This window comes from Kitasatospora albolonga (assembly GCA_002082585.1).
GTDB lineage: Bacteria > Actinomycetota > Actinomycetes > Streptomycetales > Streptomycetaceae > Streptomyces > Streptomyces stephensoniae.
This window is the reverse complement of sequence record CP020563.1, coordinates 1,014,497-1,037,871: the sequence shown is the minus strand read 5'-3', so window position 1 is coordinate 1,037,871 and position 23,375 is coordinate 1,014,497. Positions and strand designations below refer to the sequence as shown.

Here is a 23,375-nt window from a genome sequence, read left to right as displayed (position 1 = left end):
ATGAGGCGACGACGATGACCGAGGCGCAGGAGACCGAGCACGGCGGACCGTCCGTGCCGCAGACCCGCACCGCCCGCCACCGCCGGATCGTGGACATCCTGAACCGGCAGCCGGTCCGCTCGCAGAGCCAGCTGGCCAAGCTCCTCGCGGACGACGGGCTGAGCGTCACCCAGGCGACGCTCTCCCGCGACCTCGACGAGCTGGGCGCGGTGAAGATCCGCAACACCGGCGGCGAGCTGATCTACGCGGTGCCCAGCGAGGGCGGCTTCCGCACCCCGCAGGCCCCGCTGGGCGGCTCGGCCAAGGAGGAGCGGATGCGCAGGCTCTCGGCCGAACTGCTGATCTCGGCCGAGGCGTCGGCCAACCTGGTGGTGCTGCGTACACCGCCGGGTGCCGCCCAGTTCCTCGCCTCGGCCATCGACCAGGCCGAACTGCACGACATCCTCGGCACCATCGCGGGCGACGACACGCTGATGCTCATCAGCCGCGACGCGAACGGCGGCCAGGCGCTCGCCGACCATCTGCTGAGGCTCGCTCAGAACGACCGCTGAGCCGCCGTGTTCAGGAGCGCGTGTTCGCGTGTTCCCGGCAGTGCGCGTGTTCAGTACCGCGTGATCGCGGTCGGGCCCGACGAGGTCCCGACCGCGATGTGCGGCCGCCGCTCGGGCCGCACCCAGGCCAGGATCTCCGCCATGGCGTCCGCCGGGACCGAGACGCACCCGGCCGTCGCCCCGCGCCCGTTCACATGCAGGAAGATCCCGGCGCCCCGGCCCCGTACCGGACGGTCGTAGTTGAAGCCGATCACCAGCGCGCGAGCGTACTGGGTCCCGTACGCGACCAGATGCTCGGCCTCGTCCGCCCGGCAGTGGTCCGGTCGCGGTTCCACCCAGCGGTTGTACGCGCGCGAGGCGTTGTCCTGGCACCACCAGGAGTCCTCGGTCACCTTGCGGTAGGGGTACCGGGTCCCTGCCGGGGCGTCCTCGATGCCGAAGGCGTACGGGAGGTCGTACAGGCCCGTCGGCGTGGTGCTGGTGCCCTGCTCGCGGGTGGCGCCCTCGGCCAGCCCGTTCGCCCCGAACCGCGCGGGCGCCGACCCCGCCTCCGCCCACCGGCCCCCGCGCCGCTCCCACCAGGTCACCGTGCCCGTGGTGGAGGCGGGGTCCGGGGCCTCGGCGGTGATGAGCTGGGAGCCGCCGCCGGTGTCCGCCAGGCGGTACGGGAGGGGCGGCGGGGTGTCGGCGGGGGCGGCCCCGAGGGAGCCGGTGGCCAGGGTGAGGAGTACGGCGAGGGTCAGCAGAGGTCGGCGCATGCTCCGGACCGTACGGCCGCCGGGGGCGGGGGCCCACCGGACCTGCTCCATACAGCCCACCGGACCGGACCTGTTCCGTACGGCCCACCGGACCTGCCCCGTACGGCCCCGTGCGCGGCCCGGTGGCCCGTCCGGGGCAGCCTGCCGCCGCCGTCCGCGCCTCCCTGCCCCACTCTGAGCCCCCGCTTTGACAAAACATACGGTGGAGCGCATAGTTATGCCTACCAGTGCTTGCACCGTAAGGAGAAACCCGTGGCCGAGCGCGTCGTACTCGCCTACTCGGGCGGTCTTGACACCTCCGTCGCCATCGGCTGGATCGCCGAGGAGACAGGCGCCGAGGTCATCGCCGTCGCCGTGGACGTCGGCCAGGGCGGCGAGGACCTGGACGTCATCCGCAAGCGCGCGCTCGCCTGCGGTGCCGTCGAGGCCGAGGTCGCGGATGCCCGGGACGAGTTCGCCGAGGAGTACTGCCTCCCGGCGGTCAAGGCCAACGCCCTCTACATGGACCGCTATCCGCTGGTGTCGGCCCTCTCCCGCCCGGCGATCGTCAAGCACCTCGTCGCCGCCGCCGAGAAGCACGGCGCCGGGACCGTCGCCCACGGCTGCACCGGCAAGGGCAACGACCAGGTCCGCTTCGAGGCCGGTATCTCCGCGCTCGGCCCCGACCTGAAGTGCATCGCCCCGGTCCGCGACTACGCGATGACCCGGGACAGGGCCATCGCCTTCTGCGAGGAGAAGAACCTCCCGATCGCCACCACCAAGAAGTCCCCGTACTCCATCGACCAGAACGTCTTCGGGCGCGCCGTCGAGACGGGCTTCCTGGAGGACATCTGGAACGCGCCGATCGAGGACATCTACGAGTACACCGCGAACCCCGCCACCCCGCGCGAGGCCGACGAGGTCGTCATCTCCTTCAGGGCGGGCGTGCCCGTCGCGATCGACGGCCGCCCCGTCACCGTCCTCCAGGCGATCCAGCAGCTCAACGAGCGGGCCGGAGCGCAGGGCATCGGCCGGATCGACATCGTCGAGGACCGGCTCGTCGGCATCAAGTCCCGCGAGGTGTACGAGGCACCCGGCGCGATCGCGCTGATCACCGCCCACCAGGAGCTGGAGAACGTCACCGTCGAGCGCGAACTGGCCCGCTACAAGCGGCAGGTCGAGCAGCGCTGGGGCGAGATCGTCTATGACGGTCTCTGGTTCTCCCCGCTCAAGCGGGCCCTGGACGGCTTCATCGAGGAGGCCAACCAGCACGTCACCGGCGACATCCGGATGACCCTGCACGCGGGCCGCGCCGTCGTCACCGGCCGGAGGTCCGAGGAGTCGCTGTACGACTTCAACCTCGCCACCTACGACTCGGGCGACACCTTCGACCAGTCCAAGGCGCAGGGCTTCATCGAGATCTTCGGCCTCTCCTCGAAGATCGCGGCCAGGCGCGATCTCCAGGCATAGCCCGGACACCCTCGGCCCGCCCCCTTCGTTGAACAGCCGCCTCCCCTCGCACACCCGGCGGGGAGGCGGCCGCACATCCGCACCTTCGCCCTTTGAGGAGCACGCAGTGAGCAGCAACAACGGTGACGTCCGGCTCTGGGGCGCGCGTTTCGCCGACGGACCGGCCGAGGCGCTGGCCAGGCTGTCGGCCTCCGTCCACTTCGACTGGCGGCTCGCGCCGTACGACATCGCCGGCTCCCGCGCCCACGCGCGCGTCCTGAACAAGGCGGGCCTGCTCACCGAGGACGAGCTGACCCGGATGCTCGCCGGGCTCGACCAGCTCGAAGCCGATGTCGCCGACGGCTCCTTCACCGGGACCATCGCCGACGAGGACGTCCACACCGCTCTGGAGCGCGGGCTCCTGGAGCGGCTCGGCCCCGACCTCGGCGGCAAGCTGCGGGCCGGGCGCTCGCGCAACGACCAGATCGCCACCCTCTTCCGGATGTACCTGCGCGACCACGCCCGGATCATCGGCGGCCTCATCGCCGACCTCCAGGGCGCCCTGGTCGGCCTCGCCGAGGCCCACCCGGACGTGGCGATGCCCGGCCGCACCCACCTCCAGCACGCCCAGCCGGTCCTCTTCGCCCACCATGTGCTCGCCCACGTCCAGTCCCTGTCCCGGGACGCCGAGCGGCTGCGCCAGTGGGACGAGCGCACGGCCGTCTCCCCGTACGGCTCCGGCGCCCTCGCCGGGTCCTCGCTCGGGCTGGACCCGGAGGCGGTCGCCGCCGACCTCGGCTTCGAGCACGGTTCGGTCGGCAACTCCATCGACGGCACCGCCTCGCGGGACTTCGTCGCGGAGTTCGCGTTCATCACCGCGATGATCGGCGTCAACCTCTCCCGGATCGCTGAGGAGGTCATCATCTGGAACACGAAGGAGTTCTCCTTCGTCACCCTCCACGACGCCTTCTCGACCGGCTCCTCGATCATGCCGCAGAAGAAGAACCCGGACATCGCGGAGCTGGCCCGGGGCAAGTCCGGCCGCCTCATCGGCAACCTCACCGGCCTGCTCGCCACGTTGAAGGCGCTCCCGCTCGCGTACAACCGCGACCTCCAGGAGGACAAGGAGCCCGTCTTCGACTCCTGCGACCAGCTCGAAGTCCTGCTCCCCGCCTTCACCGGCATGATGGCCACCCTCACCGTCAACCGTGAGCGCATGGAGGAGCTGGCCCCGGCCGGGTTCTCGCTCGCCACCGACATCGCGGAGTGGCTGGTCCGGCAGGGCGTGCCCTTCCGGGTCGCGCACGAGGTCGCGGGCGCCTGCGTCAAGGAGTGCGAGCAGCACGGCATCGAGCTGGACGAGCTCACCGACGAGCAGTTCGCGAAGATCTCCGGGCACCTCACCCCGGAGGTCCGCACGGTGCTCAACGTGCGCGGCGCCCTCGCCTCCCGCGACGGCCGGGGCGGCACGGCCCCCTCCGCCGTCGCCGTCCAGCTCGCCGAGGTGAAGAAGGACCTGGAGGCCCAGCAGGCGTGGGCCGACGCCCGCCGGTAGGCCGGAGCGCGCCCGGCACCGTACGTACGGGGGTGGTGCCCCCGTACGTACGGTGCCGCCACAGGCGCACGAAGGATGTCGCGGGCTACGTTGACCGGGGTAGGAGTATCCGCAACCGACCCCGAGGAGCCCGCGATGCCCTTCACCGCCCTGGCCACCGCGACGACCCCGACCGCCCACATCGGACTGGGTCTCGCAGCCGTCGGGAGGCCCGGATACATCAACCTCCACCGCGACCGGGACTTTCCCGACGGCCGGGACGCCGATGCCCTGCGCGCCCGTACGCACGAACTGCTGGACGCGGCGTACGCGCAGGGCGTCCGGTACGTCGACACCGCCCGCTCCTACGGCCGCGCCGAGGAGTTCCTCGGCGAGTGGCTGGACGCCCGGCCCTCCTTCACCGACCTCGTCGTCGGCTCCAAGTGGGGGTACACCTACACCGCCGACTGGCGCACCGACGCCGGGACCCACGAGGTCAAGGACCACAGCCTCGCCACCTTCGAGCGCCAGCGCGCCGAGACCCGCGAACTCCTCGGCGACCGGCTCGACCTCTACCAGATCCACTCCCTCACCCCTGACAGCCCGGCCCTCGCCGACAAGGAGCTCCACGAGCGGCTCGCCGCCCTGGCCGCCGACGGGGTCGCCATCGGCTTCTCCACCAGCGGACCCGCCCAGGCCGACGCCATCCGGGCCGCCCTCGCGCTCACGGTCGACGGCGACCCCCTCTTCCGTACCGTCCAGGCCACCTACAACGCCCTGGAGACCTCCGCCGCGCCCGCCCTCGCCGAGGCCCATGACGCCGGGCTCACCGTGATCGTCAAGGAGGGCATGGCCAACGGGCGCCTGGCCGGGGACGAGGCGCCCGCCGTGTTCCAGGAGATCGCCGCCGACGCGGGGGTGGGCGGCGACGCGGTGGCCCTGGCGCTCGTCCTGCACCAGCCGTGGGCCGGGGTCGTCCTCTCCGGCGCCGCCACCGCCACCCAGCTCGCCGGAAATCTGCACGCCCCCGTCGTCGACCTGGACGAGGAGCAGCGGGCCCGGCTGGACGCCCTGGTGGAGGAGCCGGAGTCGTACTGGCGCCACCGGGCCGCCCTGCCCTGGCACTGAGCGCGGACCGCCGGGACTCAGGAGCCGGTCAGGACGACCAGCTCCTGAGTCGCCCGCGTCATCGCCACATACCGGTCGACCGCGCCCGCCACACCAGCCCCGAACGCCTCCGGCTCCACCAGCACCACCAGGTCGAACTCCAGCCCCTTCGCCAGCTCCGGCGTCAGCGACCGCACCCGGGGCCTCGCCCGGAACGCCGGATCGCCGATGACGCATGCGATCCCGTCCGGGTGCGCGGCGAGCCAGGTGTCCAGGACCGCGTCGAGATCCGCCACGCGGCCGTATACGACCGGCAGCCCGCCGGAACGGACCGAGGCGGGCACATTGGCGTCCGGCAGCACGGCCCGGATCACCGGCTCGGCCTCCGCCATCACCTCCTCCGGTGTCCGGTAGTTGACGGTCAGGGAGGCGAGGGTCACCCGGTCGAGCCCGACCCGCTCCAGCCGCTCCCGCCACGGTTCGGTGAACCCGTGCCGGGCCTGGGCACGGTCCCCGACGACCGTGAAGCTCCGCGACGGGCACCGCACCAGCAGCATCTGCCACTCGGCGTCGGTCAGCTCCTGCGCCTCGTCCACCACGATGTGCGCGAACGGGCCCGCGAGCCGGTCCGGTTCCGTGCCGGTGAAGGCGCCCGGGTCGACCAGGGCGTCCCTCATGTCCCGGCCGTGCAGCATGACCAACGCGCCCTCGCTGTCGACATCGGCGTCGGCCAGCGTCTCGTCCGCGAGCAGCGCGTCGATGACCTGGTCCATGCCCGCGCGCTCGGCCGCCTCGGCCGCCCTCCGACGACGCCCGCGCCGGGCCGCCTCCGGGTCACCGAGCCGCTGCCGCGCCGCGTCCAGGACCGGCAGATCGGCCACGGTCCACGCCTGCGCGTCCGCGCGCTGCAACAGCCGGACCTCGTCCCGGCTCAGCCAGGGGGCGCACATACGGAGGTACGCGGGCACCGACCACAGGTCACCGACGAGATCGGCCGCCTCCAGCAGCGGCCACGCCCGGTCGAAGGCGGCGAGCAGCTCCCGGTCCTGCCCCAGCGCCTTCCGGACCAGGCCGGGAGCCGCCTCGTCACTCTCGTACTTCTCCATGAGGAGCGTGAGCAGCTCCTCCCACACCTGGTCGCGCACCTCGTTGTGCACGGCCCCGGGCCCGGCCGCCCCGAACGCCACCGCCCAGTCGGCGGCGGTCACCCGGAGGTCGCACCAGGGTGTCGTGACGGTCAGGGGCTCGGTGGGCGGCTCCTCGTAGAACCGGACGGCCGTCTCGACCGCCCTCACCAGCCCGGCAGAGGACTTCAGCCGGGCCACCTCGGGATCGGTCTCGGCCACCGCCGTGGCGCCCTCCGCCACCAGATCGAGCAGGGTGCAGGTCCGGACCCCCTCCTCCCCGAGGCTCGGGAGCACATCGGAGACGTACCCCAGATAGGGCCGGGACGGGCCGACGAACAGGACCCCGCCCCGGTGGTGGCTCAGCCGGGGGTCGGAGTACAGGAGGTACGCGGACCGGTGCAGGGCCACCACCGTCTTTCCCGTACCGGGCCCGCCGTCCACGACGAGCGCGCCCCGCGAGCCCGCGCGGATGATGGCGTCCTGGTCGGCCTGGATGGTGCCGAGCACGTCCCGCATCCGCTCCGAACGGTGGGAACCGAGACTGGCGATGAACGCCGACTGGTCGTCGAGCGCCCCGTGTCCGGCGAGGGCGTCCGGGGCGAACACCTCGTCCCAGTAGTCGCTGATCAGGCCGCCGGTCCAGCGGTATCTGCGGCGGCTCACCAGGCCCATCGGCCGGGCGTGGGTGGCGCCGAAGAACGGCTCGGCGGCGGGGGAGCGCCAGTCGACCAGCAGCCGCCGGCCCTCGCCGTCGGTGAGGCCGAGCCGGCCGACGTACACGGGCGCGGAGCCGTCCTCACCCACCATGCGCCCGAGGCACAGGTCGAGGCCGAAGCGGTGCAGGGTGCGCAGACGGGCGGTCAGCCGGTGGATCTCGGCGTCCCGGTCCATCGCCTGCCGCCCCGTGCCGCCGGGCGCTCTGCGCTCCGCGTCCAGGCGGCCGGTCAGCTCGGCGACCGACTCCTCCAGGGACCGCGCGAGGGCCGCGAAGTGCTCCTCGTCGGCGGCGATCAGCGCCGGGTCGGCCTTGGTGGAGAGGCGGTCGGGGAGATGGAAGGCGGTGGGGGTCACGGTGTGCGTTCCGTTCTGCTGGGTGGGGAGGTCTGCTGGTGTACGGGCCGTTCAGCTGGTCGGTGGTCTGCTGGTGTACGGGCCGCTCAGCCGGTCGGCGGTCCGCCGGGTGTACGGGACCGCTCAGCCGGTCGGTGCCGGTGCGCCGAACCACCGCTTCAGCGCGGCCGTCAGCCCCTCTTGGTCGTCGCCCGCCCCCGCCCAGGCCACATGGCCGTCCGGCCGCAGCAGGACGGCGGGTACGCCGAACTCCTCGGCCGGTTCCACCGCGTCGACCACGTGGTCCACCCGGTCCGCCCAGCCGTTCGCCGGGAGCCGCCCGCCTCCCTCCCGGCCCCGATCGCCTCCGCCGCCTCCGCTGCTTCCGTCGAGCAGCAGGCCGCGGCCCTCGTGCATCAGCTCGTAGAGGCGGCGGCCCCGCGTCAGCCGGACGTCCCGCAGGCGGCGGCCGAGCAGGGCGTGGCCCTCGCCGAGGTCGTAGCGGATGTCGACGGCGGTGATCAGACCGGTCATGTACGCGTTGACCTCATCGAAGTCCATGAGCCGCGCGAGCAGTTCGCGCAGGGCGGTGGCCCCCGGTCCGGTCCCCAGCAGGGTGATCTGGGCCCGGGTGTTCTCCAGCACCCGGGCGCCCACCGGGTGGCGTTCGGCGTGATAGGTGTCCAACAGCCCTTCCGGCGCCCACCCGTTGACCTCGGCGGCCAGTTTCCAGCCGAGGTTGAACGCGTCCTGCACCCCGAGGTTGAGCCCCTGCCCACCGGTCGGCGGGTGGATGTGCGCCGCGTCGCCCGCCAGCAGCACCCGGCCCACCCGGTACCGCTCGGCCTGCCGGGAGGCGTCCCCGAACCGGGAGAGCCAGCGGGGGGAGTGGACGCCGAAGTCGGTGCCCGCGACCGCCCGCAGCCGCTCCCTGAACTCCGCCAGGGTCGGCGCGCCCGCCCGCTCCTCGGAGACCCCGTCGGCGGGCACGATGACGCGGTGCGTCCCGTCCCCGTTGGGGATGGTGCCGAACCGCAGCTCCTTCTTGCGCACCTCCGCCACCACGGCGGCGACCACCTCGGGGTCCTCGGCCAGCTCCATGTCCCCGAGCAGCGTCTCGACCGTGGCGGGCTCACCGGGGAAGGTGATGCCCACCTCCTTGCGCACCACACTCCGGCCACCGTCGCACCCGACGAGAAAGCGCGAGCGCAGCCGCGTTCCGTCGGCCAGTCCGACGGTCACCGCCTCCGCGTCCTGGCCCACCGCGACCACCTCGCGGCCGGGCCGGATCTCCGCGCCCAGCTCGACGGCCCGCTCCCGGAGCAGCCGCTCGGTGACCGGCTGGAGGGTGGAGAGACCGTACGGGTGTGCCGTGTCCAGCAGCCTCGGCCACGGCTTCTGGATGCCCCCGAAGAACCCGCCCACCTGGAACTTCTCGCTCACCGCGAGGAACCGGTCCAGCAGCCCGCGCTGGTCCATCACCTCGACGCTGCGCACGTGCAGACCGCGCCCCCGGCTCTCCCGGGTCGGCTCGGCCAGCTTCTCCAGCACCACGGTCCGCACCCCGGACAGCCGCAGTTCGCAGGCGAGCATCAGGCCCGTCGGTCCACCGCCGACGACGATTACGTCGATCATCACCATTCCGCCCCTGTCGACGTCGAATTCCCGAAGCAGGCGCTCCTGATCCCGGCTTCGGCCGTCGATTCTGCGGCATTTGGGGGGCCTTGCGGCAAGACCCCCCATCCGCTATAAGTTAAGAGTGGCAAGGAGTGGGTTTGGCCTCCTGCCGATCCCCGCCGCCCGAGGGCTCCAGACCCCGCGTGACTCGCGGCCGATGCCGTGCACCTCACCTGTCGACCAGGCCCCCGGGCTCTCTGCATATATATCGATGAGACAATCATGTCTCACCTGGGTTATGGTCGTCTCATGACTCTCGACCGTGAGCAGGTGCTGCGCAGCGCCGCCGCCCTGCTGACCCATAAATCGACCGCCACCATGGACGAGGTCGCCAAAGCAGCCGGTATCGGCCGCGCCACCCTGCACCGCCACTTCGCCGGGCGTGACGCGCTCGTGAAGGCGCTGGAGAACCTGGGCCTCCAGGAGTTCGAGGCGGCCCTGGACGCCGCCCGGCTCGACGAGGACACCTCCGAGGAGGGGCTGCGCCGCCTCATCGCGGCCGTCGAGCCCAGTGCCGGGCTGCTGTCGTTCCTCGTCAACGAGAACCAGCTCTTCGAGGGCGACCAGGTCAACGAGGGCTGGAACCGGGCCGATGCCCGGGTCTCCGCCTTCTTCCGCCGCGGCCAGGAGCGCGGTGAGTTCCGTATCGACCTCACCCCCGCCTGGCTGACCGAGGCCCTCTACGGGCTCGTCGGCACCGGCGCCTGGTCCGTCAAGGCGGGCCGGGTCGCCGCACAGGATTTCCAGTACATGATCGTCGAGCTGCTGCTCGGCGGAGCCCGCCGGAGCGTGGAGCAGTGACCAGCATCGACCAGCACCCGAAGACCATGGACGAGGTACGCCGCCCGGGGCGGTGGATCGCGCTCTCCGTGCTCGTCCTCGGCGTGCTGCTGGTGGCCGTCGACGCCACCGTCCTCGGCCTCGCGACCCCGTTCCTCAGCGAGGACCTCGCGCCCACCGGCAACCAGCTGCTCTGGATCGGTGACGTCTACTCCTTCGTCATCGCCGGTCTGCTCGTGTCGATGGGCTCCCTCGGCGACCGCATCGGCCGCAAGAAGCTGCTGCTGATCGGTGCCGTGGCGTTCGGCGCGGTCTCCGTGCTCAACGCGTACGCGACCACGCCCGAGATGATGATCGTGGCCCGGGCGCTGCTCGGTGTCGCGGGCGCCACCCTGATGCCGTCCACCCTCGCCCTGATCCGCAACCTCTTCCACGACCCGCGCGAGCGCAGCCTCGCCATCGGGATGTGGGGTGCGGCGGCCTCGGCGGGCGCGGCCGTCGGTCCGGTCGTCGGCGGGTTCCTGCTCGAACACTTCTGGTGGGGATCGGTCTTCCTGATCAACCTGCCCGTGATGGCCGTGCTCGTGGTCGTCGGCATCAAGCTGATCCCCGAGTCCAAGAACCCGGCCCCGGGCCCGTGGGACATGCTCAGCGTCGGGCTCTCGCTGGTCGGCATGATCGCCGTCGTGTACGCCATCAAGGAGACGGCCTCGCACGGGCTGGGCTGGGGGCCGGGCGCGGCCGCCGTCCTCGGTGTCGGCGCGCTCACCTGGTTCGTCCGCAGGCAGCTCCGGCTGCCCGCACCGCTGCTGGACATCCGCCTCTTCCACCACCGGGGCTTCTCCGGGGCGGTCCTGGCGGACCTGCTGACCATCCTCGGTCTGTCGGGTCTGGTCTTCTTCCTCTCCCAGTTCCTGCAACTGGTGCAGGGCCGGGGGCCGCTGGAGGCCGGGCTCGCCGAACTGCCCGCCGCCATCGGCGCGGTGGCCGCCGGTCTGCTGGCCGGGTTCGCCGCCCGCCGGTTCTCGGTGCGCTCGGTCGTGGCGGGCGGGCTCGGCGCGGTCGGTCTGGCGCTGGGCACGGTGACCCTGCTCGACCAGCACACCGGCTACCCGCTGCTCGGCTCCATGCTGCTGGTCGTCGGCGTCGGCGCCGGGTTCTCCTTCACGGTCACCGCCGACGTGATCCTCTCCAGCGTCCCGAAGGAGCAGGCCGGTTCCGCCTCCGCCGTCTCGGAGACGGCGTACGAGCTCGGTGCCGCCCTCGGCATCGCCCTGCTCGGCTCCATCGTGACCGGCGTCTACCGGGGCTTCCCGACCCCGGCGGGCATCCCCTCCGATGTCGCGGGGGCGGCCCACGAGTCGCTCGGCGGAGCCGTCGAAGCGGCCACCGCACTGCCCGCCGCCCAGGCCGGCCCGCTGATCTCGGCGGCCCAGGAGGCGTTCGTCGAGGGGATGCGGTCCGCCGCGGGTGTCGGCTCGGTGGTGCTGCTGGCGGCAGCCGTCGCGGCCTGGTTCCTGCTGCGCGGCCAGAAGCTGGAGGACGGCGTCGAGCACCCGTAGGACGTCGTACGAGGAAGGGCCCGTACCCCGTTTCCCGGGGGTGCGGGCCCTTCCGTGTGACAGGCCCGCCTCACCGGTCAGGGCGCGGCCGCAACTGTCACAGTGCTGTTATATTAGCGCTGTGACAAATTCAGATCCCACAGCGGTGCCCGATCCCTGGCACTCCCTGCACGAGCTCCTGGCGGCCATGGACGCCGAGATCGAACAGCTCTACGTCGAGCGCGGCATCAAGGGGGTGCGGCCTCGGTTCGCCTATCCGCTGATCCGGCTCGCCCACACCGGACCGCTCACCATCCGCGAGCTGGCGCACTCCCTGGGCCGCTCGCACTCCGCGATCAGCCAGACCGTCGCCGCCCTGCGCAAGGAGGACCTGGTCACCTCCGAGCCGGGGCCCGACGCCCGTACCCGGCGGATCGACCTGACCGAGCGGGGCCGGTCGCTGGTTCCGTTCCTGGAGGCGGAGTGGCGCGCCACCCATGAGGCGGTCGCCGAGCTGGACCGCGAGGTCCCGTACGCGATGACCACCGTGGTCGAGGAGGTGCGGCAGGCGTTGGAGCGGCGGTCGATGCGGCAGCGGATACTCCACCACCTCACCGAGCCGCCGCGGTGAAGTGGCGAGTCCGCTTCCTCGACATCCGCCCGCTGCGCGGCAGCCGGTCGTTCCGCGCTCTGTGGATCGGCTCCTCGGTCTCTCAGTTCGGCGGACAGATAGCCACCGTGGCGGTGCTGGCCCAGGTCTGGGACCTGACCCGCAGCCCGGTGGGCACCGGGGCCATCGGGCTTGCCACCGGCCTGCCGATGGTGCTGTTCGGGCTGCTCGGCGGCACGCTGGCCGATACCGTCGACCGGCGGACGGTGGTGCGGGCCGCCGCGGTGGGCCAACTGCTGGCCGCCGCGGGGCTGTGGGCCCAGGCCGTGGCCGGCAACCGCAACGTGGTGCTGCTGCTCGCCCTGGTGGCCATCGGGACGAGTTGCGGCGCTCTCGGGGCGCCCGCCCGGCGCACCCTCCCGGTCCGGCTGCTGCCGGGCGACCAGGTCGCGGCCGGACTGGCGCTGACCAACGTCTCGTTCCAGACGGCGATGCTGGCAGGCCCCGCGGCGGCCGGGCTGATCATCGCCCGCTGGGACTTCTCCGCCGCCTACGCGGCCCAGGCCGTGGCCCTGGTCATCGCGTTGCCCGCGGTGATCCGCCTGCCCGCCATGCGGCCCGAAGGCGTCGAAGCGGCGGGCGGCCGACGTCGGCCGCGGCGTGGCGGATGGCGGATCGTCCTGCGCCGCCCGACGCTGTGGGGCTCGATGGCCACGGACCTGTCCGCGACGCTGCTCGCCATGCCGATCGCGCTCTTCCCGCTGGTCAACGAGGTCCGGTTCGGGGGAGATCCGCGGACCCTCGGGCTGTTCCTCTCGGCCGTCGCGGTCGGCGGGATCACGGCCGGTCTCTTCTCCGGTACGGTGACGCGGCTGAGCCGGGGCGGCCTGGTGCAGCTGTCCGCCGCCGTGGTCTGGGGCCTGGCGCTGGCCGGTTTCGGTCTGGCGGACCCCTTGTGGCTTGCGCTCGGCTGCCTGGCCGTGGCGGGCGCCGCCGACACCGTCTCCGTCGTCACCCGGGGCGCCCTGGTCCAGCTGGAGACCCCGGACGCCTACCGGGGGCGGGTCTCCTCGGTGGAACACGTCATCGGTGTCGCGGGCCCCGAGCTCGGCAACTTCCGCGGTGGCCTGGTGGCGTCAGCCACCTCGGCCTCCTTCTCCCTGGTTCTCGGCGGACTGTCCGCCGTCCTGGCGGTCGCCGCCGTGGCCGTGACCAACGGGCCCCTTCGCGCCTACCGGACCCCGTCCGCCGACGCGAAGCCGACGGCGCACGCCGGGCACCGCCAGGGATCGGCGCCGGTCCGTCCGGATGTTCCTCGACCCCCGTGACCGGCTCCGCGGTTCAGGCGGCCTTGGCCTTCGTCGCGTACATGTCCACGTACTCCTGGCCGGAGAGCCGCATCACCTCGGACATCACCGAGTCGGTCACCGCCCGCAGCACATAGCGGTCGCGGTCCATGCCCTCGTACCGGGAGAACTCCATCGGCTCGCCGAAGCGGACCGTGACCTTGCCCGGCCGGGGCAGGCCCGCGCCGCCCGGCTGGAGCTTGTCGGTGCCGATCATGGCGAACGGGACCACCGGGGCGCCCGTCATCAGCGTCAGCCGGGCGATCCCCGTACGGCCCCGGTAGAGCCGGCCGTCGGGGGAGCGGGTGCCCTCCGGGTAGATCGCGAACGCCTGGCCCTCCTCCAGCACCCGGCGCCCGGTCATCAGCGCCGCGACTCCGCCCCGGCCGCCGTCCCGGTCCACCGGGATCATCCCGGCGCCGGTGAAGAACCAGGCCATCAGCCGGCCCTTGAAGCCCTTGCCGGTCACGTACTCGTCCTTGCCGATGTAGAACACCGGCCGGTCGACACAGACCGGCATGACCATCGAGTCGATGAAGGTGAGGTGGTTGCCCGCGAGGATCACCGGCCCGGTCCCGGGGATGTTCTCCACGCCCTCCACCTGGGGGCGGAACATCAGGCGCAGGATCGGTCCGAGCACTGCCTTGAAGACCGTGAGACGGGACAACGGGTTCCTCCGGTGTCGTGGCCGGGCCGGCCGGGGTCGGATGAGGTGGTGCGGGGCGATGTCCGGTGGTGCCAGGTGTTGGACGGTGCAGGTGAGGACGATACTCGCGGGTATGGGCTGATCGCACATCGGGTTCACGGAGCGGATACGCGGTGTTGACGTGTGTTTCCGCCGTGTTCGCCCGCGAGCCGCCCCCCGGACCTGCCCGCCTGCCTACGATCGGCCCCGCCCGACGGAGCAACAGGACAGTGCCGAAGAGCCAGGACCGTACCGAGCGAGGAGTATTCATGACGGAGCGTGTGACCGGCAGTCCCGGCCGACGGGCCCTTCTGGGCGCCGCCGCCCTCTCCACGGCGGCCCTCGGCCTCGGTGGAACGGCGGCCCAGGCCGCCGAGCGCGGACGCGGCGGGCCCGGCGGCGGCCACGGCTCGCTGCGGGACCTCCCCGTGCCGACGGTGATCGGCCACCGGGGAGCCAGCGGCTACCGCCCCGAGCACACCCTCGGCTCCTATCAGCTCGCGCTGGACCTGGGCGCGCACATCGTCGAGCAGGATCTCGTCCCCACCAAGGACGGCCACCTCGTCTGCCGCCACGAGAACGACATCACCGGCACCACGGATGTCGCCGACCACCCCGAGTTCGCCGGCCGCAGGACCACCAGGACCATCGACGGCGTCTCCTACACCGGCTGGTTCACCGAGGACTTCACCCTCGCCGAGCTCAAGACCCTGCGGGCCAAGGAGCGCATCCCCGGCAACCGCCCCGACAACACCCTCTACGACGGCCGCTGGACCGTCCCCACCTTCGAGGAGGTCCTGCGCTGGGCCGACCAGGAGGGCCGCAGGCGCGGAAAGCCCGTCTGGCTGTACGTGGAGACCAAGCACCCCACCTACTTCCGCAAGCTCGGCCTCGGCCTGGAGGAGCCCCTCGCCCGGCTCCTGCGCCGCTACGGCCGGGACCGCAGGAACTCCCCGCTCATTCTCCAGTCCTTCGAGCCCGGCTCGATCCAGCGCCTCGCCCGCCTGGTCGACACCCCGCGCATCGTCCTGCTCTCCGGCCCCACCAGCCGCCCCTGGGACTTCGTCGAGTCGGGCGACCCGCGCACGGTGGCCGACCTGGTCAAGCCCGCCGGACTGAAGTGGATCGCCTCCTACGCCCAGGGCATCGGCCCCACGCTCGACCTGGTCATCCCCAAGGACGCCTCAGGGCGGCTCACCCGGCCCACCACCCTGGTGAAGGACGCGCACGCCCGCGGCCTGCGCCTCCACCCGTACACCCTGCGCAACGAGAACAGCTTCCTGCCCGCCGACTTCCGGCGCGGCACCGACCCCAACGCCTACGGTGACGTGTTCGGCGCCTACGCCGCGTACTTCGCCACCGGCATCGACGGCATCTTCACCGACCACCCGGACACCGCCCTGCTCGCGGCGGCGGACTTCAAGGGCCGCTGACCTCCCGGCCGTACGGGACGGGCCGGCGGCCCCCGCGCGCACACCCACGTCTCCGCGCGTCAGCCGCCCGGCCCGCCCGTGCCCCGGTCGGGTGGTGCCGTCCGCGCGGGGCAACCGGGCGCGCCGCCACCCCGTTTGCCGGGACATGACGCTTCTCGATCATGAACCCGGCCGGTCCGCTCCCGCCGCCGGACCCGACCCGGCCGCCGCCACCGCCCGCGTCGTCCACGCCTTACACCCCCTGGTGCGCGCGGAGGCGAGAGCCGAGGCACCCGCCGCCGGACTCGACCCCGCCGACCTCGAACAGACCGTGTGGCTGCGGCTGCTGGAACGCCCCGCCGGGGCCGTGCCGCCCCGCGACCCGGCCCGCTGGGTGCGCGACACCGTACGGGCGGAGGCCCGGCGCGGACGCCGTACGGTCCGGCGGGAACGCCCGTACGCCGGAACGGAGCCCGCCGCTCCGCTCACGGGCGGTCCGGAGCGGGCCGCGCTCGGCGCGGCCGAACGCCGGGCGCTGCGCGCCGCGCTGGCCCGGCTGCCCGAACGCTGCACCCGGCTGCTGGAGGCGATGCTGGCGCCTACCGACCCGACGTACCGAGAAATCGCAGGGGAGTTGGGTATGTCACAGGGGAGTTTGGGCCCGATCCGTTCCCGTTGCCTTGGATGTCTGCGCAGAATGCTCGCGGCGGAGGTTGCCGTCCCTGAACTGCGGGGAAGAGGGCGATAGGCAACCGGGCGGACAGGTGAGCGGGAGGCGTGCACACATGGGCATGAGCGTGATCATCTCGGCGGCGACGGCACAGGACGTGGAGCAGATCTTCCGGCTCCAGTACCTCTGCTTCCAGCGCGAGGCCGAGCTGTACGGCAACTACCGGATCGACCCGCTCGTCCAGACCCTCGACGCGGTACGGGACGAAGTCGCCGACGACCTGGTGTTCGTGGCCCGTCTCGGCGACGAAGTCGTGGGCTCGGTACGCGGTTTCACCGATCCGGACGGCACGGGCCAGATCGGCAAGCTCTGTGTGCACCCCCGCCTCCAGGGGCACGGCCTCGGCACCCGGCTGCTGAACGCGGCGGAGGCGGCCCTCGCGGCCGACCGCGCGGCCACCCGCTTCCGGCTGCACACCGGGCACCGCAGCGAGAGCAACCTCCGGCTCTACCGCCGCGCCGGATACGCCCAGGTCGGAGATGTGACGGGCACGGACGGCGTCCGGCTCATCCTGCTGGAGAAGGAAGCGACGGCCCAGCAGGAGTTCGTGGCCAGCGCCTGACGGGCCCTATTGGGCGTCCGGCAGGCGATGAGGAGGCGTCAGGACTTCCGGGCGCGCCGCAGCCAGATCATCCCGGTGACCGGCAGGATCACCGGGATGAACAGGTAGCCCATCCCGAAGTCCGACCAGACGGTGGAGTCCGGGAAGGCCGACGGATCGGCGAGCGTCCAGGCCCCGACGCCCAGCACCCCGAGCAGCTCGGCGGCGCAGCACACCAGCGCCGCCCGGCGGGCCTTCTCGCCGCCGCGCACCAGCGAGTACGTGATGAAGCCGTAGACGACGGCGGCGAAGGCCGAGAGCGTGTAGGCGAGCGGCGCCCGGTCGAAGCCCCGGACCACCTCGACGATCGAGCGCGAGGCCGCCGCGACGGTGAAGACCCCGTAGAACCAGACGAGCACCCGGCCCGGCCCGGTGCCCAGCTCGAAGGCGGGCCCGGTGGCCGTGTCCACCTCGGGGCGGTCGGTGTCACTCACGTCAGTTTCCCCAGATGTCGTAGAGCCGTACTTCGAGGACCGCCAGCACGAGAGCGCCCGCCGCCACCGTCACCGAGCCCCAGCGGGTCCGCTCCGACAGCGACAGGAACCCGGCCGCAGGCACGGTCGCGAACGAGCCGATCAGATAGGCGACGAACACCGTCGTCCCCTGCTCCGGCCGCTCCCCGCGCGCCAGCTGCACGATGCCCACCACCAGCTGGGCCAGGGCCAGGACGGTCACGACGGCCATCCCGATGAAGTGCCAGTCCTTCGTCGGCTGGTCCTTGTAGGCGGCGTGTCCGCACCAGGCGGCGAGGGCGAGCGCGGTCACGGCGACCGCGACCGTCAGGGCGTCAAGCATGTAGCGAGGGTATTACGGCCCCGCCGTCCGCCCGCGTGCGGCCCCGCCCTGCCCGGTCCGGTGCCCGCGATCGTGGCCTTGGCCACAACGACCGCCCGGACCGGCCCCGTGGACGCCCGGCCCCAGGACCGTACGACCTCCTGGGAAACCCCCGTAAACGCAGGTCAGAGCCTTGCGGCTGTACGTCGGCGGGGCGCCCCGGAGCGCCGCCGCCGACCATCCACGGCTGTCCGGTATGCGGACAGCCGGGTTCGCGCCCAGGTGGACGTCTGTTTTACTTGGCCCATGACCACGACGAGCAGCCGCACCCTTGCGACCGAGGCGATCTGTACGCCCGGTGCTCGTTGTATGTGTCGAATGCGCGCCTTCTGAGGGCCCCCGCCTGAGCCTCGCGCCCCGAAGCGAGACCGAGCCCGTGCCGTTCGCCCCCGGTGAACGAGCCGCCCGAGCATGCGCTGTTCCCCGGCCGACCGCCGTATCCAGCCGTGCTGAGACGTGAACCGGCCGACCAGCCCGAACCAGTCTCTTCAGACGATTGCCCCGTGCCCGGCGGAACACCGCGCCGCGCACTCGACAGTGACGGAAACCCCCTGTGATCACCACGACGGGCCTCACGAAGGTCTACCAGTCGCGCGACCGTGAGGTCACCGCACTCGACGGAGTCGACCTCCATGTCCGCGAGGGCGAGATATACGGCGTCATCGGACAGAGCGGCGCCGGGAAGTCCTCCCTGATCCGCTGCGTCAACCTGCTGGAGCGCCCCACCTCCGGCACGGTGACCGTGGCAGGCCAGGACCTCACGGCCCTCGCCGGACGGGGACGGCGGGCGAGCAAGGAGCTGCGCGCGGCCCGGACCCGGATCGGCATGGTCTTCCAGCACTTCAACCTGCTGGACTCGCGCACCGTCCTGGACAACGTGGAGCTCCCGCTGGAGATCCTCGGGGTCTCCGGCCAGGAGCGCACCCGCAAGGCCGAGGAACTCCTCGACCTGGTCGGCCTCGCCGACAAGGGGAAGTCCTACCCCAAGCAGCTCTCCGGCGGCCAGAAGCAGCGCGTGGGCATCGCCCGCGCCCTGGCCGGCGACCCCAAGGTGCTGCTCTCGGACGAGGCGACCTCCGCCCTCGACCCCGAGACCACCCGCTCGATCCTCCAGCTGCTGCGCGACCTCAACCAGCAGCTCGGCCTGACCATCCTCCTGATCACCCACGAGATGGACGTCGTCAAGACGATCTGCGACTCCGCCGCCCTGATGCAGCGCGGCCGGATCGTGGAGTCCGGCACGGTCGGCGGACTGCTCGCCACCCCCGGCTCCGAGCTGGCGGGCGAGCTGTTCCCGGTCGGCGGGACCGCCTCCGGGCCGGACCGTACGGTCGTGGACGTCACCTTCCACGGGGAGGCCGCCACCCAGCCGGTGATCTCCCAGCTCTCGCGTACGTACAACATCGACATATCGATCCTCGGCGCGGCGATGGACACCGTCGGCGGCAAGCAGATCGGCCGGATGCGCATCGAGCTGCCCGGCCGGTTCGAGGAGAACGTCGTGCCCATCGGCTTCCTGCGCGAGCAGGGGCTCCAGGCCGAGGTCGTCGAGGACGAGAAGGGCCCGAGGACCCCGAAGGCCCCCGCCGCCCCCGTCGCCGTACCGGAGCAGACGCCCGCCGCGATCACCAAGGAGGTCGTCAAGTGACCTGGTCCGAAATGCAGCCCCTGCTGACCCAGGGCACCTTCGACACCCTCTACATGGTGCTGTGGTCGGCCCTGGTCACCGTGATCGGCGGACTGCCGCTCGGTGTTCTGCTGGTCCTCACCGACAAGGGCGGACTGCTCCAGAACACCGCGGTGAACAAGGTCACCGGCGTGATCGTGAACATCGGCCGCTCGCTGCCGTTCATCATCCTGCTGATCGCCCTGATCCCCTTCACCACCTGGGTCGTCGGCACCTTCATCGGCCCCACCGCGATGATCGTCCCGCTGGCCGTCGGCGCCATCCCGTTCTTCGCCCGGCTCGTCGAGACGGCGATCCGGGAGGTCGACCACGGGCTCGTCGAAGCCGTGCAGTCGATGGGCGGCTCCATCCCCACCATCGTCCGCAAGGTGCTCCTCCCGCAGGCCCTGCCCTCGCTCGTCTCGGGCGTCACCACCACCCTCATCGTGCTCATCGGCTACTCCGCGATGGCCGGTGCGGTCGGTGGTGAAGGGCTCGGCTCCAAGGCCGTCACCTACGGATTCCAGCGCTTCGACAACCAGTTCATGCTGATCACCGTCGCGCTCCTCATCGTGCTCGTCAGCGTGATCCAGCTGATCGGCGACCTCATCGTGCGCCTGCTGGCCCGCCGAGGCCGCACCGCGTAGGCCCCCGGCCCCCGAACTTCCCGTCCCCACCAAGCCCGAACTCCTTGTCCGGGCGCACCACCACAGTTGAGAAAGAGGCACTTTTCGTGCGTAAGAACATCAAGATCACCGCAGCCGTCGCTTCCGCCGCCGCCCTCGCCCTGGGTCTCAGCGCCTGCGGTACGGACTCCGACCCGGCCGCCAAGAGCGAGGGCGGCGCCAAGGCCGACACCTCCAAGGCCCTGGTCGTCGCCGCGTCCCCGACGCCGCACGCCGACATCCTGAACTTCGTCAAGAAGAACCTGGCGGAGAAGGAGGGCCTCAAGCTGGAGGTCAAGGAGTTCACGGACTACGTCCTGCCGAACACCGCCACCCAGTCCGGCCAGGTCGACGCCAACTTCTTCCAGCACAAGCCCTACCTGGACGACTTCAACGAGAAGAACGACACCACCATCGTCCCGGTCGTCAACGTGCACCTGGAGCCCCTCGGTCTCTACTCCAAGAAGATCAAGGACCTCAAGGACATCAAGGCCGGCCAGACCATCGCCGTCCCCAACGACACCACCAACGGCGGCCGCGCCCTCCAGCTGCTCGCCGAGAACGGCCTGATCACGCTCAAGGACGGCGTCGGCACCAGCGCCAAGCTGAGCGACATCACCGACAAGAAGGGCCTGGAGTTCAAGGAGCTGGAGGCCGCCACCGTGCCGCGCGCCCTGAACGACGTGGACGCCGCCGTCATCAACGGCAACTACGCCCTGGAGGCCAAGCTCTCCCCGGCCAAGGACTCCCTGGCCCTGGAGAAGGCCGAGGGCAACCCGTACGCCAACTTCCTCGCGGTGAGGGACGGCAACGAGAAGGACCCGCGCGTCGAGAAGCTCGCGAAGCTCCTCAACTCCGACGAGGTCAAGAAGTTCATCGAGGACACCTACCAGGGCTCGATCGTCGCTTCCTTCGGCGCCCCGGCCAAGTCCTGACCCCTGTCGGGCACTTGACCGACGGAGCCCCGCCCCTTCTCCGGAAGGCGCGGGGCTCCGTCGTGCGGACCCGCCCATGCGCGACGCACACCCGATGCTGCATGCTGTGCTTTTACCCGGTCTTCGCTTTTACCCGGTCTTCTGCATGGAGCTGCGCATGACTACCACCTTTCCGTCCGTCTCCATCAGCACGGACAGGTTGGTGATGCGCCCCTTCGACATGGCCGACATCCCCGCGTACATCGAGATGATGAACGACGAGACGGTCACCGCCTGGACCGACGGACCGCACCCGTACACCCAGGTCGACGCCGAACGCTGGGTCCGCAGGATCGCCCCCGGGGAACGCACGTCGGGCCACGGCATCGCCCTCGCCGTCACCGAGTTCCTCACCCAGCGGCTCGTCGGCACCGTCCGCCTCCTCAACACCGACTGGCGCACCCTGGCCACCGAGGTCCGCTACATCACCGCCCCCTGGGCGCGCGGCGAGGGGTACGCCACCGAAGCCGTGCTGGCCGTCGCCGAATGGCTCTTCCGCGACCAGGGCTTCGAACGCATCGAGCTGCGCACCCCCGCCGACAACACCGCCGCCCAGCAGGTCGCCCAGAAGCTGGGCTGCATCAGCGAGGGCGTCCTGCGCAACGCCCGGATCGCCCGGACCCGGACGGAGGACGGCGGCTGGACCGACATCCGTACCGACCTGATCGTCTGGGGGCTCCTCCCCGAGGACCTCGAAGGCGTCGCCGAGCAGCTCGCCGACGCAGGCGGCTACGGCACGTACAACGACTGGAACTGAGCACGACGGGCCTTCGGTACGGCCTCCCCGAGGCCACCGGCCGGACCCCGGCCCGGACCAGGTACTGTCACCCCTGCCCGCATGCGCACGGGCGCCCCTCGCTCCCTCCGACACCCCAGGAGACAGACGACGATGGCCGACCGGGTCACGGTGATCGGCTGGGACGGTTCGCCACTGCCCGGAGCGGCGACGGCCGCGCTCTCGGCCGCCACGCTCGTCGCGGGCGCCGCCCACCACCTCGCACTGCCCGAAGTGCCCGAGGGCGCCGAGCGCATCCGCCTCGGCAGCGTCGACCTGGCCGCCCGCCGCATCGCCGGCCACCGGGGCAGCGCCGTGGTCCTCGCCGACGGCGACCCCGGCTTCTTCGGCGTCGTCCGCACCCTGCGCGCCCCCGAGCACGGCCTCGAGGTGGAGGTCGTCCCCGCCGTCTCCGCCGTGGCCACCGCCTTCGCCCGGGCCGGGATGCCCTGGGAGGACGCCCAGATCGTCGTCGCCCACCCGCGCACCCTGCGCCGCGCCGTCAACGTCTGCCGGGCCCACCACAAGGTCGCCGTCCTCACCTCACCGGGCGCGGGCCCCGCCGAACTGGCCCTCCTCCTCGAAGGCGTCCACCGCACCTTCGTCATCTGCGAGGAGCTCGGCACCGACCGCGAACGCGTCACCGTCCTCACCTCGGACAAGGCCGCCGACCACGCCTGGCGCGACCCGAACGTCGTCATCGCCGTCGGCGGCAACTCCGAGACCGCCGCCACCGGCGCCTGGATCGCCGGCCGCCGCCCCGCCCAGCCCCCGGGCACCCGGGGCTGGGCACTGCCCGCCGACGCCTACCGGGAGGCCGGGGCGGAGGGCATGCAGGACTCCGGCGAGGGGGAGTTCCCCAACCTGCGCGCCGCCCAGCTGGCCATCCTCGGCCCCCGCACCGGCGATCTGGTCTGGGACATCGGCTGCGGCAGCGGCGCCCTGGCCGTGGAGGCCGCCCGCTTCGGCGCGGCGGTCCTCGCGGTGGACGCCGACCCGGGAGCGTGCTCCCGTACGGACGCCGCCGCCCGCGCCTTCGGCGTACCGCTCCAGATCGTCTGCGGCCGGGCCCCGCACGTCCTGGAACGGCTGCCCGAACCCGATGTCGTACGGATCGGGGGCGGGGGAGTGCCGGTGGTCACCGCGGTCATGGACCGGCGCCCGGAGCGCATCGTCACGCACGCCTCCACCCGGGACGAGGCCGAGGCGCTCGGCGCGGCCCTCACCGGAAACGGCTACACCGTCGAGTGCTCGCTGCTCCAGTCCGTCGACCTGGACACCGAGGTGTGGACCGAGCGTGAACGGTCCGTCGTGTTCCTTCTCTCCGCGCGGCGTTCGGAGCTCGCCCCCTGACCTTTCGGCCCGGTACGGGAGGTAGGCTGGCCGATTGTTGTACCGCGCCCGGACGTTCGTCGCTTCGTTCGTCAATGTCCGGAAAAGTGGACTGTTTTGTTCCGCTCTGTGGTACGGCATCGACCGGGGGACGCGCGACGTGGCGCAGTCCACAGCGAGCCGTGGCGGAAC

22 protein-coding genes are annotated in these 23,375 nt (G+C 72.1%); 16 read left to right on the top strand and 6 right to left on the bottom strand.

Going from position 1 to position 23,375, the window contains the following annotated elements; genetic code table 11:
• The first annotated feature begins 14 nt into the window (after positions 1–14).
• Positions 15–551, top strand: a complete 537-nt coding sequence (locus B7C62_04445) for an arginine repressor (protein ARF71590.1) — start codon at positions 15–17, stop codon at positions 549–551.
• A 50-nt stretch (positions 552–601) separates the two neighbouring features.
• Here B7C62_04445 and B7C62_04440 read toward each other — a convergent pair whose 3' ends face one another.
• Entirely contained in the window at positions 602–1,309 is a 708-nt protein-coding gene (locus B7C62_04440; protein ID ARF76982.1) for a hypothetical protein, read from the bottom strand.
• A 252-nt stretch (positions 1,310–1,561) separates the two neighbouring features.
• On the opposite strand from B7C62_04440, the gene B7C62_04435 reads away from it, so the two are divergent.
• The 3 genes from B7C62_04435 (at position 1,562) to B7C62_04425 (ending at position 5,399) form a co-directional block, all read left to right on the top strand.
• Positions 1,562–2,758, top strand: a complete 1,197-nt coding sequence (locus tag B7C62_04435; GenBank protein ARF71589.1) for an argininosuccinate synthase — start codon at positions 1,562–1,564, stop codon at positions 2,756–2,758.
• A 106-nt stretch (positions 2,759–2,864) separates the two neighbouring features.
• Positions 2,865–4,292, top strand: a complete 1,428-nt coding sequence (locus B7C62_04430) for an argininosuccinate lyase (protein ARF71588.1) — start codon at positions 2,865–2,867, stop codon at positions 4,290–4,292.
• Positions 4,293–4,427: 135 nt separating this feature from the next.
• Positions 4,428–5,399, top strand: coding sequence for an aldo/keto reductase (locus B7C62_04425; GenBank protein ID ARF71587.1), 972 nt, complete (start codon positions 4,428–4,430; stop codon positions 5,397–5,399).
• 17 nt (positions 5,400–5,416) lie between these two features.
• Here the strand turns inward: B7C62_04425 and B7C62_04420 are convergent, their stop codons facing one another.
• Together B7C62_04420 and B7C62_04415 are read right to left on the bottom strand one after the other, a co-directional pair.
• Entirely contained in the window at positions 5,417–7,576 is a 2,160-nt protein-coding gene (locus tag B7C62_04420; GenBank protein ARF71586.1) for an AAA family ATPase, read from the bottom strand.
• Positions 7,577–7,699: 123 nt separating this feature from the next.
• Positions 7,700–9,190 (bottom strand): FAD-dependent oxidoreductase, encoded by a 1,491-nt coding sequence (locus B7C62_04415; protein ID ARF76981.1) that lies wholly within the window; start codon positions 9,188–9,190, stop codon positions 7,700–7,702.
• 291 nt (positions 9,191–9,481) lie between these two features.
• Between B7C62_04415 and B7C62_04410 the strand changes: the two genes are divergently transcribed.
• From B7C62_04410 to B7C62_04395, 4 genes are all read left to right on the top strand, one after another.
• Positions 9,482–10,033 carry a TetR family transcriptional regulator gene (locus B7C62_04410; GenBank protein ARF71585.1) on the top strand — a complete coding sequence of 184 codons (552 nt, stop codon included), beginning with the start codon at positions 9,482–9,484 and terminating at the stop codon, positions 10,031–10,033.
• Positions 10,030–11,574: an MFS transporter gene (locus B7C62_04405; GenBank protein ARF71584.1), complete on the top strand. Its 1,545-nt coding sequence runs from the start codon at positions 10,030–10,032 to the stop codon at positions 11,572–11,574. The genes B7C62_04410 and B7C62_04405 overlap by 4 nt, the downstream gene beginning before the upstream one ends.
• A gap of 121 nt (positions 11,575–11,695) precedes the next feature.
• On the top strand, positions 11,696–12,184 hold the full coding sequence (locus tag B7C62_04400; protein ARF71583.1) for a MarR family transcriptional regulator: 489 nt from the start codon (positions 11,696–11,698) through the stop codon (positions 12,182–12,184).
• Positions 12,181–13,491, top strand: coding sequence for an MFS transporter (locus B7C62_04395; GenBank protein ID ARF71582.1), 1,311 nt, complete (start codon positions 12,181–12,183; stop codon positions 13,489–13,491). The genes B7C62_04400 and B7C62_04395 overlap by 4 nt, the downstream gene beginning before the upstream one ends.
• A 13-nt stretch (positions 13,492–13,504) precedes the next feature.
• Here B7C62_04395 and B7C62_04390 read toward each other — a convergent pair whose 3' ends face one another.
• Entirely contained in the window at positions 13,505–14,176 is a 672-nt protein-coding gene (locus tag B7C62_04390; protein ARF71581.1) for a 1-acyl-sn-glycerol-3-phosphate acyltransferase, read from the bottom strand.
• Positions 14,177–14,463: 287 nt separating this feature from the next.
• Between B7C62_04390 and B7C62_04385 the strand changes: the two genes are divergently transcribed.
• From B7C62_04385 to B7C62_04375, 3 genes are all read left to right on the top strand, one after another.
• Positions 14,464–15,627: a glycerophosphodiester phosphodiesterase gene (locus B7C62_04385; GenBank protein ID ARF71580.1), complete on the top strand. Its 1,164-nt coding sequence runs from the start codon at positions 14,464–14,466 to the stop codon at positions 15,625–15,627.
• Positions 15,628–15,772: 145 nt separating this feature from the next.
• Entirely contained in the window at positions 15,773–16,354 is a 582-nt protein-coding gene (locus tag B7C62_04380; protein ARF71579.1) for an RNA polymerase subunit sigma, read from the top strand.
• Between the two features lie 37 nt (positions 16,355–16,391).
• Positions 16,392–16,898 carry a GNAT family N-acetyltransferase gene (locus B7C62_04375; GenBank protein ARF71578.1) on the top strand — a complete coding sequence of 169 codons (507 nt, stop codon included), beginning with the start codon at positions 16,392–16,394 and terminating at the stop codon, positions 16,896–16,898.
• A 38-nt stretch (positions 16,899–16,936) separates the two neighbouring features.
• Here the strand turns inward: B7C62_04375 and B7C62_04370 are convergent, their stop codons facing one another.
• Both B7C62_04370 and B7C62_04365 read right to left on the bottom strand, forming a co-directional pair.
• The gene (locus B7C62_04370) at positions 16,937–17,371 is read right to left on the bottom strand and encodes a hypothetical protein (protein ARF71577.1); all 435 of its coding nucleotides are present in this window, start codon (positions 17,369–17,371) and stop codon (positions 16,937–16,939) included.
• A 1-nt stretch (position 17,372) separates the two neighbouring features.
• On the bottom strand, positions 17,373–17,732 hold the full coding sequence (locus B7C62_04365; GenBank protein ARF71576.1) for a hypothetical protein: 360 nt from the start codon (positions 17,730–17,732) through the stop codon (positions 17,373–17,375).
• Between the two features lie 592 nt (positions 17,733–18,324).
• Between B7C62_04365 and B7C62_04360 the strand changes: the two genes are divergently transcribed.
• From B7C62_04360 to B7C62_04340, 5 genes are all read left to right on the top strand, one after another.
• Positions 18,325–19,419: a methionine ABC transporter ATP-binding protein gene (locus B7C62_04360; GenBank protein ARF71575.1), complete on the top strand. Its 1,095-nt coding sequence runs from the start codon at positions 18,325–18,327 to the stop codon at positions 19,417–19,419.
• Positions 19,416–20,084, top strand: coding sequence for an ABC transporter permease (locus B7C62_04355; GenBank protein ARF71574.1), 669 nt, complete (start codon positions 19,416–19,418; stop codon positions 20,082–20,084). Before B7C62_04360 ends, B7C62_04355 begins: the two co-directional genes overlap by 4 nt.
• A gap of 86 nt (positions 20,085–20,170) precedes the next feature.
• Positions 20,171–21,037, top strand: coding sequence for a metal ABC transporter substrate-binding protein (locus B7C62_04350; GenBank protein ID ARF71573.1), 867 nt, complete (start codon positions 20,171–20,173; stop codon positions 21,035–21,037).
• Between the two features lie 157 nt (positions 21,038–21,194).
• Positions 21,195–21,833 (top strand): GNAT family N-acetyltransferase, encoded by a 639-nt coding sequence (locus B7C62_04345; GenBank protein ID ARF71572.1) that lies wholly within the window; start codon positions 21,195–21,197, stop codon positions 21,831–21,833.
• Positions 21,834–21,965: 132 nt separating this feature from the next.
• A complete protein-coding gene (locus B7C62_04340) occupies positions 21,966–23,204 on the top strand; it encodes a precorrin-6y C5,15-methyltransferase (decarboxylating) subunit CbiE (GenBank protein ARF71571.1) in 1,239 nt (412 codons plus the stop codon).
• The last annotated feature ends 171 nt before the right edge of the window (positions 23,205–23,375 follow it).